Here is a 15,506-nt window from a genome sequence, read left to right as displayed (position 1 = left end):
AAAAAAAAGCCCTCTCAAACGAGAGGGCAAATTTAATATATTTTTTATCTTTTTTTTTAGAAAATATATCTAATTCCAAATTGTGCCTGCCATCTTGAAGCTAAACTAGCATCATAGTTGAAGGTTTTAGTTTGAGCACCATTAAAAGTATAGGTTGGTATTTTTGTAACTTGGTCTACAGAAACTCCAATTGGTTGTACACTTGTAGGCACCTGAACCAATCCCCAATCAGAATTAAGTAGATTCCCTAAGTTCAACACATCAATACTGAATTGGATTGTATTCTTTTTATCAGAAGCTGAAGATATTTTAAAGTTATAATCTTGCATAAATTTAAAATCCCATTTTCCTCTCCATGGAGATAAAGCACCGTAACGTTCTGCATACTGTCCTCTTCTTCCACTCAAATAATCGTCTTGACTGATAAATGCATCATATGCAGCTCCTTGACCTGCTCCAGAAAAGCTCATTGTACTAATTTGCGCAGAAGTAGGAATATAAATTAAATCATTCGTACCAGAACCATCGTTGTTGATGTCTCCACCATAAATATAATTAAAACGACCTCCTTGAGCATATTCGAAGAAAGTAGAAACTGTAGTCGCCCATTTATCATTAGAACCGTATTTCCATTTTTTAGAAGCCACACCAATAAAACGGTTTGTATCACCATATTTAGAATTAGATAAAACCGCATTGTTTACATTTCCTAAAGCAGGATTAAAAGCAAAAGCATCACCAGTAATTTCAGCTTCAATAGAATTCACATCTTTTGCAACTAAATAATTATAAGCTAAACTAGCATATAAACCATTATCAAAGTTCTTTTGCACTTTAACAGAACCATTAAAAACGCTACCTTTATTTGAATTTGTCATTACATAGGCACTATTTGTTCCTTTATCAGAAGAACCGTAAATTGCTCTAGCATCAGCACCAACTAAATTACCAGTAGGTGTTTTTAATCCCCAATTTTGTACATGAACTCCATTAATATCTTTATTATAAGATAAATCAACAGTAACAATATAATTATTGATAAACTTATGATCTAATCCTAAACTTGTTCTAAAAACTTGAGGCCATTTAAAATCTTTATCCATAATTTGGAAAAAACCATCATCTGAACCACTAACTTGATTTCCTAACCAAACAAAAGGAAGTTTTCCAGTAAAAATTCCAGTTCCTCCTCGAAGTTGTGTCGTTTTATCTCCTTGAATATCCCAATTGAAACCTAATCTTGGCGACCAAAGTATCTTATTGCTTGGTAAAGTCGTAGAAATTAATTTAACGGCAGCAGCTGTTTCCGGGTCAAAATAATCTTTAGAATTATCTCTCGTAGCGCCATTATCCGTGTCAATATATTTTTGAATTAAATCAGAAGTATCAAAATACAAAGGTTTATCGGCTCTTACACCTAAAGATAATTTAAAATTATCATTAATACTCCAATCATCTTGCACATAAAAAGCCAGTTGCCCAACGTTTAATTCCGCTAACTTCCAACCTTTATCATTACCAACACCAAAAGTATTCTTAGTGTTAAACTGATCTTGTGCGTATTGCAAATTTTGTTTTATTGTACTCGTTATAAAAGGATTTGCTGCATCAGCTAAAAACGTTGCGACATCTGAATAAGGACGAAACAAACCATAATAATTTGAGTTAGCAAAATTTTCATAAGCCGTTAAGTTAAAAGAGTTTTTGAATTCGTATTTTTCAAATGAACCTCCAAACGTTAAAGTATGATCTCCAGTAGTATAATTCAAATTGTCTGTTATTTGAATCACCTTTTGATCTAAAGTGTTATTCATTGAAAAAGGCTCATGTCCAGCAATAATATAATTAGAACCTGCTCCATCTTGAATAGTAATTACTGGTGCAGGAGTTGAAAATGGATTTCTATAATCATTAAAATGAGTATAACCTGCTTGTAATTTATTCGAAACCGTTTCACTAAATTTTGAATTTAATTCAACTAAAAATGAATCTAATTCGTTGTTTATCTGATATCCTGATTTTTCAAACTGAAGAATTGATGCGTTTGGTCCTCTAAAACCTAAGGCTGTAGGGTGAGCCGGCTTGTCTTTGGACGCATTCAAAAAATTATAAATAACTGCCAATTTATGGTTGTCATTAATGTTCCAATCTAATTTTACAATTCCCTTGTTAGAATCCGAATTATGCGTAAAACCTTGAAACGCTCCTGTATTATAACCTAATGTTGACAATGCATTTGAAACATTCATTAAATCTGTTTCCAAAACTCTGGATTCGTTTATGCCTGTTGTCCCGTTTCCATCATTAGCTACAAAGTTGGATCCTAAATCGCTTCTTTTGTCAATTTCATAATTAGCAAAAAAGAACAATTTATCTTTGATTATTGGTCCACCAATACTAACACCAGCTTGAGTTTGCTCTAAAGAAGGAACAAATATTTTCTCCCCTTTAATCTTACTTCCTGTTAAGTCTTGATTTCTAAAGAAACTATAAGCAGTTCCATGAAATTCATTGGTACCTGATTTTGTTACAGCATTTACCGAAGCACCCGTAAACCCAGACAAAGTCACATCATAAGGAGCTGTAGCAACCTGAATTTGGTCAATAGCATCCAATGAAATTGGTTGAGATCCCGTTTGTCCACCAGGAGTTGCCGCATCTAATCCGAAAGGATTATTAAAAACGGCACCATTTAAGGAGTAACTGTTGTATTGATCATTTCTACCACCAAAAGAACCACCACTTGCACTTGGCTCCATACGTGTAAAATCTTCAGCAGATCTAGAGATAGATGGCAATGCAGCTAATTCTCTTCGGCCAATTGTAGTCTCAGCACCTGTTCTGCCACTTTCAAAAACTTTATTTTTAGAACTAACCACTTTCACTTCCTCTAATTTCTGACTTTCATCATTCAAAAGCACGTCTAAACTAAAAGCTTTCCCTAATTCAAGATAAACATCATTGAATTCTTGATTTTGATACCCTATAAATGACACCACCACTTTGTATGGTCCCCCTATTTTCATATTTAATATATTGAATCTTCCATCCGCATTTGACAATGCAGAATATTTAGATCCTGTTGGTGTATGAATCGCCAAGACGTTTGCCCCAGGCAATAATTCAGCACTTGAACTTTTCACGATTCCTTTTATGCTAGATGTTGTCGTCTGACCTATCATCGAGTGAAGACCGAAAACAAAAAATAGTAAAGCAATAATTTTTTTCATCTGATTGAATGTTAGTTATTTTGCGCAAAATTAGGCAAAAAAAAATCACTCCGAAGAGTGATTTTTATATCTTATTAACAAAATGTTAACTAAATGTTATTTTTCAGCAACGATTTCGTAGTCTAATTCAACGATAACATCTCTGTGTAAACGAACGCTGGCAGTATACTTACCAGTACGTTTAACGATTCCGCTTGTGATGAATTTTCTTTCGATTTGTTGTCCACCTTTAGCTAAAGATTCAGCGATATCAATATTCGTGATTGAACCGAATAATTTTTCACCACCTGCTTTTGCAAAGATTTTAATTTCGATAGCTTTCAAAGCTTCAGCTAATGCTTTTGCATCTGCTACCACTTTAGCTTCTTTGTGCGCTCTTTGTTTTAGGTTTTCAGCTAATACTTTCTTTGCAGAAGAAGTCGCTAAATGCGCGTGACCTTGTGGGATCAAAAAGTTACGACCGTAACCATTTTTTACCGTTACAATATCATCTTTAAATCCTAAATTTTGAACGTCTTGTCTTAAAATAAGTTCCATGTTGTTGTCCTTTGTTATAGAAGTTAGGTTTCATGTTTCAGAAAACCAACAACTGAGTTAAATTATTATTTTAGTAAATCAGCCACATATGGCATTAAAGCTAAGTGACGTGCTCTTTTTACAGCTACAGACACTTTTCTTTGGTATTTCAATGAAGTTCCAGTTAAACGACGAGGAAGTATTTTTCCTTGCTCATTAACGAATTTCAATAAGAAATCAGCATCTTTATAGTCAATATATTTGATACCTGATTTTTTGAAACGACAATACTTTTTAGTTTTGTTTGTTTCTATGTTCAAAGGCGTAAGATATCTGATATCTCCGTCTTTTTTTCCTGAAGCCGATTGTTGTAATGTTGCCATGATAATTAAGCTTTTGTAGATTTTAATTTAGTTCTTCTTCTTTCAGCCCAAGAAATAGCGTGTTTGTCAAGACTTACAGTCAAGAAACGCATTACTCTTTCGTCACGTCTAAATTCAGTTTCAAAAGCAACAAGCACTTCTCCAGCTACTTTGAATTCGAATAAATGGTAAAAACCACTTTTTTTGTTTTGAATTTCGTAAGCCATTTTTTTAAGGCCCCAGTCTTCTTTCGACACCATTTCTGCTCCTCTACTAGTAAGAAAATCTTCAAATTTGCTTACTGTTTCCTTTACCTGAACTTCAGATAAAACGGGATTTAAAATGAAAACAGTTTCATAATGATTCATAAATATATATTTATTTGTTATTTTGGGTGCAAAAGTAATCAATTAATCTTATTAAGCAAGTCTTATTTCATTTTATTCGACGTATGGTAAAAAAAATCGGCTCAATTAATTTTTTTAAATAAAAAAGTAATATATTTACTCTGCCAAATCTAAATATACTATATTATGAAACTAAACTGTGTTGTAGTAGATGATAGTTCTATTCAAAGAATGATTATCGCTAAGTTAGTTAATAATCATCAAAATTTACACTTGATCGGTGATTTTTCTAATGCAATCGAAGCGAGGAGTTGTATGTCCATACACAATGTTGACCTTATCTTTCTAGACATTGAAATGCCTGTAATTAGCGGTTTTGATTTTTTGGATGGTTTAAAAGTAAAACCTCAAATTATTTTCATCACCTCAAAAGCTGAGTATGCTATGAAAGCGTTTGATTATGATGCTACGGACTATCTTCAAAAACCAATTGCAATCGACAGATTCAATGCTTCGGTTAAAAGGGCTATTGACTTACACCTACTTAAAAAAGAAAACAAAGAAGAAGAAGGGGAACATATTTTCATTAAAAGCAATTTGAAAAAATTGAAAATTTTCACTTCTAAAATAAAATGGATTGAAGCTTTTGGTGATTACGTTAGAGTAGTTACTGAAGAAGATAGCAATCTGGTGCTTTCTACCATGAAATCTTTTGAAAATGACCTGTCAAAAGAAAAATTTGTACGTGTACACAAATCCTATATTATCAACATTGATAAAGTAGAACGTTTTAATAGTAAATTTGCTGAAATTGGAGTGACAAAAATCCCTTTGAGCAGACACAAAAAAGAAGATTTAGTAAGAGCACTTGCCTTTTCATAACCAACTGAATTTTAATAAAAATCGACGTTTGACGTAACTTTTATAGCTCTGTATTGAGCAACAGCTTCAAAACTATTCAACATTTTCTGGATAGTTTTTTTTGTGTTTACAATTGATGTATTCTGAGGGATTTTGATTATAATCGTACGAATGTATTCATTTCTAATTCTGCTTATTGCGGGCTCTTCAGGTCCCAGCACCGGTATATTCAGGTTCTGGCTCATCACTTGATACAACCACATCGAACCTTCTTTTAATTTATCAAAATCGCGCTGTTTCAAGGTTAGTTTTATAATCCTGAAATACGGCGGGTATTTATATATTTGGCGGTCATACAACTGTTCCTTGTACATGCCCAAATAATCATTATTAGTGACTTGCTGTATTGTATTATGATTGGGATTATACGTCTGTATTACCACTTTTCCTTGTTTTTCTGAACGTCCTGCCCTTCCCGCAACTTGAGTCATCATTTGAAAACTTCTCTCGAAAGCCCTAAAATCAGGGTGATACAACATATTATCCGCATTCATGATTCCCACCAAACTCACGTTATCAAAATCCAGTCCCTTGGCCAGCATTTGCGTTCCAACTAAAATATCCATCTCTCTATTCTTGAAGCTATCGATAATTTTTTCGAATCCAAATTTCCCTCTGGTGGTATCCTGATCCATTCTTCCAATTTTAGAATTTGGAAAAATAGACACTAACTCTTGTTCGATTTGTTCGGTTCCAAAGCCTTTAGTAGTCAAATCAACGCTGGAACAGGAATGACAATGTGTAGGTTTTGCCATTGTATATCCACAATAATGGCAACGCAACTGATTTTTATGCTTATGATAGGTTAAGCTCACATCACACTGCTGACATTGTGGTACATGACCGCAAGTCATACATTCTATTACAGGAGAATATCCGCGTCTGTTTTGAAACAAAATGACTTGTTCGCCCAATGACAAAGCGATATTAATTTCCTCAATTAAAACATCACTAAAATGTCCTGTCATTTTTTTACGAAAGTATTTATCTTTCAAATCCACCAATTCAATATTCGGCATCATGACATTCCCAAATCGTTCCGAAATTTCGACCAGACCAAATTTATCCGATTTGGCATTGAAATACGTTTCAATACTTGGCGTAGCCGAACCCAAAAGCACTTTTGCTTTATGCGAATGAGCCAAAACTATAGCCGCATCGCGAGCATGATAACGCGGCGCTGGATCTACTTGCTTAAAAGTCTGTTCGTGCTCTTCATCGACAATTATGAATCCCAGATTATAGAATGGTAAAAACAAGGATGACCTCGCTCCTATCACCACTTGCGCTTTCTCAGAATTTACCAAAACTTGATTCCAAACTTCGATGCGCTCATTATTATTATATTTCGAATGAAAAACAGCTACTTTATTACCAAAATAAGTTCGCAACCTGCCAACCAATTGAGTGGTCAAAGCAATCTCCGGTAATAAATACAAGATTTGTTTTCCGGTTTCCAGATATTCTTCAATGAGCTTAATATAGATTTCTGTTTTTCCGCTCGAAGTGACACCATGCAACAAACACACTTCTTTTTGAATAAAACTCTCTTTGATTTCCTCAAAAGCTTTTTGCTGAGCCAAACTCAACTGCAATTGATCTTCGCGTATTTTTCCTGTGAAATTTACTCGGTCTTCTTGAAGAAAATAATCTTCAAATATTTCTTTTTCAATTAATGCCTTAACAATTGCCGAAGAAGAATTGGCTGCTTCAACAAGTTTTTTTACGGCAATAGGCTTCTTCTCTGTAGCACTCAATTGAAAATAATTCAATACAATTTCTTTCTGCTTGTTAGCGCTTTTGAGTGTTTCGAGTAATTCGCTCAACCCATCGTTTGATTCATATTTAGGATGCAAACGAACATAACGAATTAACTTAGGTTTGTAGGTTTCCTGTATTTCTTCCTGAAGTACTAATATGTTTTTGTCTATCAATTTTTGAATAACGGGGAAGATATTCTTCTTGTTTAAAATAGATATAATGTCCTGCACTTTCAGAGAACTCTGCTGCTGCAGAGCTTCGTAAACCAAAAATTCATCATCCGAAAGTAGGCTTGTATCTACAAACAAATCCGTCCCGATAGCTATCGGGATTCGGGAAATTACGGTTTCGCTTTCCAGCAAAAGAGCACTTGGCATGGCACCACGATACACATCACCAATGGCACACATATAATAGGAAGCAATCCATTGCCAATGTGCAATTTGGATTTCAGTTACAATGGGTTTTTCATCCAGAATTTGATGAATTTCTTTGGCTTCGTATAAACTGGGTTTGTTTTGATGAATTTCAATTACTAATGCCGTGTAAATTTTACTTTTACCAAAAGGAACCGCCAACCGCATCCCAATTTTTACATAATGGAACTCCGCTTCAGAGACGCTATAAGTAAAGGTTTTGGCTAAAGAAAGAGGTAAAATTACTTCGACGAAATGCATTTGTATTTAATTATGAGTTATGAATTTTGAGTTATGCTGATTCTTTATTTTGAACTCATAACTCACAATTTATAATTATTTCACTCTGTTCCAGGTTTGTGTTCTTCCAAATAATGCTACGCCGACATATCCGCGTACTTTTAATTTGTCATTCCCTTCGAGAGCCAAAAAGCATTTGTATAATTTTCCTGATGTTGGGTCAAGAATCTTTCCTGCATTGTATTCATTACCATCTTTTGTAAGTCCTTTAATAATGACAAGACCTAAAACCGGTTTGTTTTTTTCGTCACCAGGACAATTTACGCACAAGTTTTTTTTCTTTTCAGCATCAAATATGTCGATGATTTTTCCATAAATTTTTCCGGAACGCTCGTAGATTTCCACAATTGATTTGGCTTTTCCTGTTTGATCATCAATAGTCTTCCATTTCCCGATAACGCTTTGACCTTGCATACATACAGTGGTCATAAAAAATAATACCAGGCCTAACACATTACTTTTATTCATCATTTTTTAAATTAAATTATATTTCTAAATAACACCTCTTCCTAAACTTTTGCGCAGACAACAGAATATTGAAAATTAAAATATTAATCTTTTACTCTATACCAATATTGGGTTCGTCCAAACAATGAAATTCCGATAAAACCGCGAACTTTCAGTTTGTCATTACCGTCGAGTGTGATGAAACATTGGTAGAGTTTTCCGTTTTTGGGATCCAGAATTTTGCCTTTTTTATATTCTTTTCCCACTTTTGAAAGCCCTTTTATGACAATCATGCCTAGAATGGGTTTGTTTTTATCCTCTCCCGAACAATTTTCGCAAACTCTATTTTTATTTTCTTCCTCCAGAATCTCAACTACTTTCCCATAGATTTTCCCTGATTTTTCATAGACTTTCACAATTGATTTGGCTTTTCCTGTTTCATCATCAATAGTCTTCCATTTCCCGACAACAGTATGATTTTGACCATAGAATGCCATCGAAATAAATAATGCGAGTATTGTTATGCTTTTTTTCATTGTTACACTTTTTTAGCCCTGTCCCGATAGCCATCGGGATAGCTCCTAATTTTGAAACTATTTTGATTTAATACTTTACTCTTTCTTTACTTTTAGTTTGTTTATTGTGGCATTCAATTCGAAGCCCAACAGCAATATCATGCAGTTAATCCAAATGTAAAACATCAAGATCAATAATGTTCCTATCGATCCATATAATTCATTGTATTTAGAAAACTTTATAACCCATATACCAAAAGCATACGAATCCAAAAGAATCAATATGGTAGTAAACACGGAACCTATCGATATAAATGCTCTGTTTTTGTCGTGTTTTGTACCAAACTTGAAAAGTATAGACGTTGTCCCTAAAATCATTAAAATCACAAACGCATATCTTCCCAAAACAATTAACGCAACTTGATCACTCAGTATTGTTTTTTGAATAAAAACTTCAAAAACCACAATTGTTGCCACAGTCACAATCAATAAAAATGACAACAATAAGGACATTCCCAAAGCAACAATATATTGCCTTATAAACCCTCTTTTTATGAGAACATGACGGGAAGATTCAAATCCGCCAAGGATTCCATTTAAACCGTTTGCCATCAACAAAATAGATAACAAAAATCCATAAGACACTAATCCTGAGTGACTGTTATTAAGAATATCATTGATAATTTTATAAATAGCATCGTACGTATTGGGCGGCACTCCTTCCCTAACAAATTGAAGAAAATCATCCTGAAAACCTTCAATAGGAATGTATGGAATAAGGTTTAAGATGAACAGCGCAAAAGGAAATAATGCCATGAAAAAACTAAATGCAATCGCACTGGCATGATACGTTAGCGCGCTTTCGACAATTCCTAACCCGTAAAGTTCCAATAAATCATACAACGACAATCCTTGCAGCCAAGGAAGCTCTATCTTTTTTAGCACATTAACCAGATTCCGTACTATTGGGATTCTTTGTAATTTAATTTCTATTTCTTTACTCATATCGCTTTCAAGCTCAAATCCATGTTATAAATAGAATGTGTCAAGGCTCCGGACGAAATATAATCTACGCCACATTCTGCATAATGCCGAATGGTGTTTTCATTGATATTTCCCGAGGATTCTGTTTGGCATTTATCGCCAATCAAAGCTACCGCTTTTTTAGTATCATCATAATTGAAATTGTCAATTAAAATTCTAAAAACGCCTTCACTCTCCAGTATTTCTTTGATTTCATCCAGATTTCTGGCTTCCACAATGATTTTTAAATCCAGATTATTCTCTTTTAAAAAAGCTTTGGTTTTGGCTATAGCTAAAGTAATTCCGCCGGCAAAATCGTTGTGATTGTCCTTGAGCATTACCATATCATACAAAGCAAAACGATGGTTTTCGCCTCCGCCAATTTTCACCGCCCATTTCTCGCAAGCTCTGAATCCCGGTGTCGTTTTACGCGTATCGAGAATTTTAGTTTTGGTTCCTTCTAATAAACGAACGTATTCTTTGGTTTTAGTAGCAATGGCTGACATTCTTTGCATAGAATTCAAAACTACACGTTCCGATTTCAAAATAGATTGTGAACTTCCCGAAACATGAAAAACAACATCTCCTTTTTTTACCGGAGTACCATCCTCGATAAAAATTTCTATTTGTAAATTAGGATCAACATACTCAAAAATCATTTTGGCGAAAGCCACACCCGCAATAATTCCGTCTTCTTTTACTAATAACTTCGCTTTTCCAGTTGCTGTAGCTGGAATACAAGCCAAAGAACTATAGTCGCCCGGACCTACATCTTCCCGTATGGCATTTTGTATCAGTATGTCTAACTCATTTTTAAACTGTATATCGCTAATCATTTTATAGGAAATTTATGGAATGCTAAAGTAAGTTTTATTTTGTGGATTTGAAAACATGTACACTCCGTTCTTTGAAAAAAAGAGGTAAATCAATATGTTTTAACAAAGTATTACATCTTAATTAAGATAAGAATATCATTGTCATTAATTTAGCAGCCATTATGTAATCTGTCATTTTCATCTAATAAAATCAATTATTTTATACCGTGCTGTATTATTTAAAATCTTATATTTGAACTAGTAACTAAAAAACTGATTATGAAATCTTTTTTAAGCCTTCTTTTTGTATCCTCGCTACTATTGACTTCTTGCAAAAAAGAAGTTGAACCGCAAAATAACGCAACTCCAACAAATGTAGTTCCCTTTACTGAAGTTGGTAAACAAATGAAGAACGAAGCGGCAACAACAACTCAGGTTCAACAAACTACAACCACAAATACAGCGAATCCAAATAATGCTGTGGCAACTTCCAGTCCTGTAGCAACCGGAATGAATCCAGCACACGGTCAGCCATCACATCGTTGTGATATTCCCGTAGGTGCTCCATTAAACTCTCCACCCGCTGCAAGTACAAGCAAACCAGCAGTTCAGCAACAGAATCAACCGGTTCCTGCTACCACTGCTACCACTGCTACCACTGCTACCACTGTTACCACTACTCCAACACCAGCTGCAACAACACCCACACCTGAAGGAATGAACCCGCCACACGGTCAAACCAATCACCGATGTGATATTGCCGTTGGTGCACCATTGCCTAAGTCATAATTGAAAATTGCGCACGTATCCATTGAAAACTGTCTCGAACTCGTTTGAAAATCAAAACTATGGCTGAAGAATCAAAATACTATGCAAAAGCGGAAATGCTGATTCGAAAACCCATTGAACCCGTTTTTCAGGCATTTATAAATCCAGAAATCACCACTAAGTTTTGGTTTACTAAGAGCTCCGGAAAACTTGAAGAAGGAAAAGAAACCGAATGGACTTGGGAAATGTACCATCACTCTATTTTGGTTAGAACTAAAACCATAGAATTGAATAAAAAAATCACAATCGAATGGGGTAATTCTGATGAAATTTCAACCGTGGAATGGACGTTTAAAAATCTAGGGGAAATCGGAACTTTTGTAAGCATCGTTAATAGTGGATTTCATGGCGAAACAGAAAAACTTATCGCACAAATACGGGATTCAACAGAAGGATTTACTTTAGTTTTAGCGGGTTTAAAAGCCTATTTGGAACATAATATTGAGCTAAATTTAGTTTTTGACAGATTCCCGAAGGAGCTTAATGAGTAAATAATAAACAACACAGAGAAATACTACTGCTAACTTTTAGCAAAATACCTAAAAAAGTCTTTAAAAAAGTGCCCCAAACATTCTGATAAAAACGGCTGTTTAGTCTACCGTGTGGACACATAAATTAGACAGAATATTTAAACACGAATTCCACTAATTTACACGGATTAATCTGAACTATTTACCAGAATATTTTTCCGTTTACAAATACTGAATTCTATTTTTTAATGAGGTAAAAAAACTACCTGAATTCGGTGTCGCATCCATTTAAAAAGAAATAAAGTCTGCCCTGTTTTTTGGTTTTACTCTCGTAGTTCTAGATTACAAAGCAACTCCTTTTTCTATTCCTACGATTCACACAAACTGGTAGGTACTGTCCTGTTATTCGAAAAATATATTCTAATTTCGATTTTCATATTTATCTTAAATTATAACAAACCTGAATTCAGTAGTATCTGACTGGAAATGAAAACACTATACCCTAACAAAAGCACAAATAACTATAAATTAACCATTTTACAAATGAAATTACTTTTTCACAATGCTCTTTTAATTTTAACCTTTCAACTGCTTTCGGTACAAACCCACGCAAATGAAAACAAAAACTTTTCTGACGACAAGAATCCCATTCAAACCATAGCGTCCAAAAGCCTGAAAGTATCCCTGGATTCATCGTTTCCAAGAATAATCCAATACAACTGGATTGCAAACGGAGCTATTCTCAACGGACAGGAAGATGAATTGTCGCAAGTGCTCATTAACGGGAAATTGTATAGCCCGAAAACCACTTTTTCGATAGCAAAAAATGCAGCAAACTACGTATTGGACATTCCTGAAATCAAAGTTTCGGTAAAAATTCAAATCAAAGTGGTTGCTAATATCGTTGAATTCAATGTAACTCAAATCGCCGAAAACGGAACTTTCAAGGTAAGTACCTTCGAGATACCCAACCATAATTTAGTTTCTGTAAGAAGCTCACAAGCGGAAGCCTCTTTTTCGGGTGCAAAAATGTTCACCGCCGTAAAAGGAGTTGGAGATGAATTTATACCGCTTAAAACAGCAATGGCTAAAGACAGCATCCCAAAAAATTACTTGTATGGCATTGTGAATACAGCTCAGCTGTCTGCTAGTGTTTGGAGTAATTCGGTTACCGAAAAAAATGATGACAGTAGAGTCCAAAAGCAAACTGTTACTAAAAATGACTACGCTCGAACAGGAATATGGAGTGGTTCATGGATCTATCGTGCAAAAGGCATGAAAGCTACTGACCCACTTCCTGTTGCCAAAATTGTAATTACCAATGATGCAAACGGCGATAATAAAGTAGACTGGCAGGATGGTGCAATCGCCTTTAGAAGCATCATGAACAATCCGATGGGCAGTGATAAAATCAAAGATTTGGTAGTGCAACGTATCCCAATGAATTTTGCAAGTCAGGCAACCAATCCGTTTACAAAAACGCTGGACGAAACCAAAAGAATTTTCCTTAATACAGATGGTTTGGGTCAATTTGTAATCCTTAAAGGGTACGGATCCGAAGGTCATGATTCTAAACATCCGGATTATGGAGATATAGGAAAAAGACAAGGCGGAGCCAAAGACATGGAAATGCTTTGCAAGCAAGCAATCAAATACAATGCCTTCATGGGCGTACATATAAATGGCACAGAATCGTATCCTGAAGCAACCGCTTTTGACGATTCCTTGGTTGACAAAACCAAAAAAGGTTGGGATTGGCTTGACCCTTCCTATTACATCAATAAGCGTTACGATGCCAGCTCTAATAACCGAATGCTTCGACTTAAATCCCTAAAGGATCAGGTGCCTTCATTGGCTTTTATCTATTGTGATGTTTGGTATGCCAAAGGAAGCTGGGACAGCAGAAAATTAGGGCGAGAAATCCATTCTTTGGGCTTGACATTGGCAACCGAATTTCCTAACGACCATGAATATGATGCTGTTTGGAATCATTGGGCTGTTGATTACAATTATGGAGGAAAAGACATTAAAGGATTTAACAGCCAAATAGTTCGGTTCATTCGTAATCATCAAAAAGACACTTGGATTGCCAGACATCCGCTTTTAGGCGGAACTGAAATGGATGATTTTGAAGGTTGGCAAGGGAGAAACAATATCGATAATACCATCGAAATGACTTTCGGGACTGGATTATCAACCAAATATTTGCAACATTTCCCAATCCTTAAATGGGAAGAAAACACCATTTCTCATGAAAAGAATGTAACCGTAAGTTTAGTTTCCGGTAAACGCACCATCACCAAAGACGGCAAAACAGTATTAAATGGCGATAGTTACCTTTTACCTTGGAATCCTTATACGGAAGAAAAATTATATCATTGGAACCAAACCGGAGGATCAACTACTTGGGAATTGCCAAAAATTTGGGGAAATTTAAAAACGGTTCAACTTTATAAATTGACCGATCAAGGAAGAGAATTTGTGCAACAAATTGAAGTGAAAAACGGTCAGCTTACAATACAAGCCGATTCAAAAACGCCTTATGTTTTAGACAAAAAGAAAAATACTTCCAATACTTTGGCCAGTTTTGGAGAAGGGACTTTTATAAAAGATCCCGGTTTCAATAGCGGAAACTTAAAGAACTGGAAAGTGGATGGCAACGGAGTTACTGTAGTTCGTAGCAAAATTGGACAATATGAACTTGAGGTTAGCGGAACAACTCCGGTAACGGCAAGTCAAACCATTACGGGATTGACGGCTGGCACCTATTATGCCTCTGTATATGTTGCTACGAGTTCCGATAGAAGAGCCTATCTAGGCGTTAACAACTACGGAGGACAAGAAGTAAGCACCTATGCTAACAACTCTTTGTGGAAAAACTATATTGCCGCCGATTCTAAACACGATAGCAACATGCAACGTATGTATGTGTTTTTTAAAGTGCCTGAAGGTCAAACCACAGCAAATCTATATTTAAGGGCTGAAGCGGGAACTTCTCAAGTGCTATTTGATGACCTTCGTGTGGTGGCGATAAAACAAACATCAAAGCCTGCAAATGTCTTTTTTGCGGAAAATTTTGAAAATATTCCTGATGGCTTATATCCTTTCATCAAAGGACCTTCCGGAGGAGTAAATGACCCAAGAACCCATTTGGCTGAACTGCACGCTCCTTATACACAAAAAGGTTGGAATGAAAAACCAATAGATGACGTAATCAATGGAAACTGGTCACTAAAAGCTCATGGTGAAGAACCGGGACTATTGCTTCAAACAATCCCGCAAACCGTTCGATTCAAAGCGGGTAAAACCTATACCGTAACTTTCAGCTATGAGACTTCGGGAGGTGATTATGCTTTAGTAATGGGCGATGGAACCGCAATAAAAATGTCAATTGCTTTAAATGTCGCAAATACACCGACAACGGCTTCTTTCTCTTTCTTGGCTTCCGAAAACGGAAACTCATGGTTTGGGATCGAAAAACGCAATGATAAGGACTCTGATTTAGTGATTGATGATTTGGTAATCACGGAGAAATAAACAACTGTATAAAAAATA

The 15,506-nt window shown here is 35.3% G+C and carries 13 protein-coding genes; 4 read left to right on the top strand and 9 right to left on the bottom strand.

Features of this window, described 5'->3' with window-relative positions; translation table 11 throughout:
• Positions 1–56: 56 nt before the first annotated feature.
• The 4 genes from ACNQGX_RS09860 to rpsF all read right to left on the bottom strand — a co-directional run bounded on the left by ACNQGX_RS09860 (position 57) and on the right by rpsF (position 4,476).
• A complete protein-coding gene (locus ACNQGX_RS09860; protein ID WP_417975797.1) occupies positions 57–3,230 on the bottom strand; it encodes a TonB-dependent receptor in 3,174 nt (1,057 codons plus the stop codon).
• Positions 3,231–3,326: 96 nt separating this feature from the next.
• Complete coding sequence (gene rplI / locus ACNQGX_RS09855) at positions 3,327–3,767, bottom strand: 50S ribosomal protein L9 (protein ID WP_099715089.1); 441 nt, start codon at positions 3,765–3,767, stop codon at positions 3,327–3,329.
• Positions 3,768–3,832: 65 nt separating this feature from the next.
• Positions 3,833–4,129, bottom strand: a complete 297-nt coding sequence (gene rpsR / locus ACNQGX_RS09850; protein WP_007138295.1) for a 30S ribosomal protein S18 — start codon at positions 4,127–4,129, stop codon at positions 3,833–3,835.
• 5 nt (positions 4,130–4,134) lie between these two features.
• Positions 4,135–4,476 carry a 30S ribosomal protein S6 gene (gene rpsF / locus ACNQGX_RS09845; RefSeq protein ID WP_131916456.1) on the bottom strand — a complete coding sequence of 114 codons (342 nt, stop codon included), beginning with the start codon at positions 4,474–4,476 and terminating at the stop codon, positions 4,135–4,137.
• Positions 4,477–4,641: 165 nt separating this feature from the next.
• Between rpsF and ACNQGX_RS09840 the strand changes: the two genes are divergently transcribed.
• A complete protein-coding gene (locus tag ACNQGX_RS09840) occupies positions 4,642–5,337 on the top strand; it encodes a LytR/AlgR family response regulator transcription factor (protein WP_131916455.1) in 696 nt (231 codons plus the stop codon).
• A gap of 11 nt (positions 5,338–5,348) precedes the next feature.
• Here ACNQGX_RS09840 and priA read toward each other — a convergent pair whose 3' ends face one another.
• From priA to nadC, 5 genes are all read right to left on the bottom strand, one after another.
• Positions 5,349–7,814: a replication restart helicase PriA gene (priA, locus tag ACNQGX_RS09835; protein WP_417975795.1), complete on the bottom strand. Its 2,466-nt coding sequence runs from the start codon at positions 7,812–7,814 to the stop codon at positions 5,349–5,351.
• Between the two features lie 75 nt (positions 7,815–7,889).
• On the bottom strand, positions 7,890–8,321 hold the full coding sequence (locus ACNQGX_RS09830; RefSeq protein WP_417975953.1) for a DUF2147 domain-containing protein: 432 nt from the start codon (positions 8,319–8,321) through the stop codon (positions 7,890–7,892).
• An 83-nt stretch (positions 8,322–8,404) separates the two neighbouring features.
• On the bottom strand, positions 8,405–8,836 hold the full coding sequence (locus ACNQGX_RS09825; protein ID WP_417975793.1) for a DUF2147 domain-containing protein: 432 nt from the start codon (positions 8,834–8,836) through the stop codon (positions 8,405–8,407).
• Positions 8,837–8,911: 75 nt separating this feature from the next.
• Positions 8,912–9,820: a YihY/virulence factor BrkB family protein gene (locus tag ACNQGX_RS09820; RefSeq protein ID WP_417975791.1), complete on the bottom strand. Its 909-nt coding sequence runs from the start codon at positions 9,818–9,820 to the stop codon at positions 8,912–8,914.
• Entirely contained in the window at positions 9,817–10,674 is an 858-nt protein-coding gene (gene nadC, locus ACNQGX_RS09815) for a carboxylating nicotinate-nucleotide diphosphorylase (RefSeq protein ID WP_417975789.1), read from the bottom strand. Before nadC ends, ACNQGX_RS09820 begins: the two co-directional genes overlap by 4 nt.
• 258 nt (positions 10,675–10,932) lie before the next feature.
• On the opposite strand from nadC, the gene ACNQGX_RS09810 reads away from it, so the two are divergent.
• From ACNQGX_RS09810 to ACNQGX_RS09800, 3 genes are all read left to right on the top strand, one after another.
• Positions 10,933–11,442 (top strand): hypothetical protein, encoded by a 510-nt coding sequence (locus tag ACNQGX_RS09810; protein WP_417975787.1) that lies wholly within the window; start codon positions 10,933–10,935, stop codon positions 11,440–11,442.
• Positions 11,443–11,501: 59 nt separating this feature from the next.
• Positions 11,502–11,972 (top strand): SRPBCC family protein, encoded by a 471-nt coding sequence (locus tag ACNQGX_RS09805; protein ID WP_417975785.1) that lies wholly within the window; start codon positions 11,502–11,504, stop codon positions 11,970–11,972.
• A gap of 522 nt (positions 11,973–12,494) precedes the next feature.
• Positions 12,495–15,488 (top strand): endo-alpha-N-acetylgalactosaminidase family protein, encoded by a 2,994-nt coding sequence (locus ACNQGX_RS09800; RefSeq protein WP_417975783.1) that lies wholly within the window; start codon positions 12,495–12,497, stop codon positions 15,486–15,488.
• The last annotated feature ends 18 nt before the right edge of the window (positions 15,489–15,506 follow it).

The sequence above is a fragment of the Flavobacterium glycogeni genome, assembly GCF_048286775.1.
In the GTDB taxonomy this organism is placed as follows: Bacteria; Bacteroidota; Bacteroidia; order Flavobacteriales; family Flavobacteriaceae; genus Flavobacterium.
This window is presented reverse-complemented; position numbering and strand designations above follow the sequence as displayed.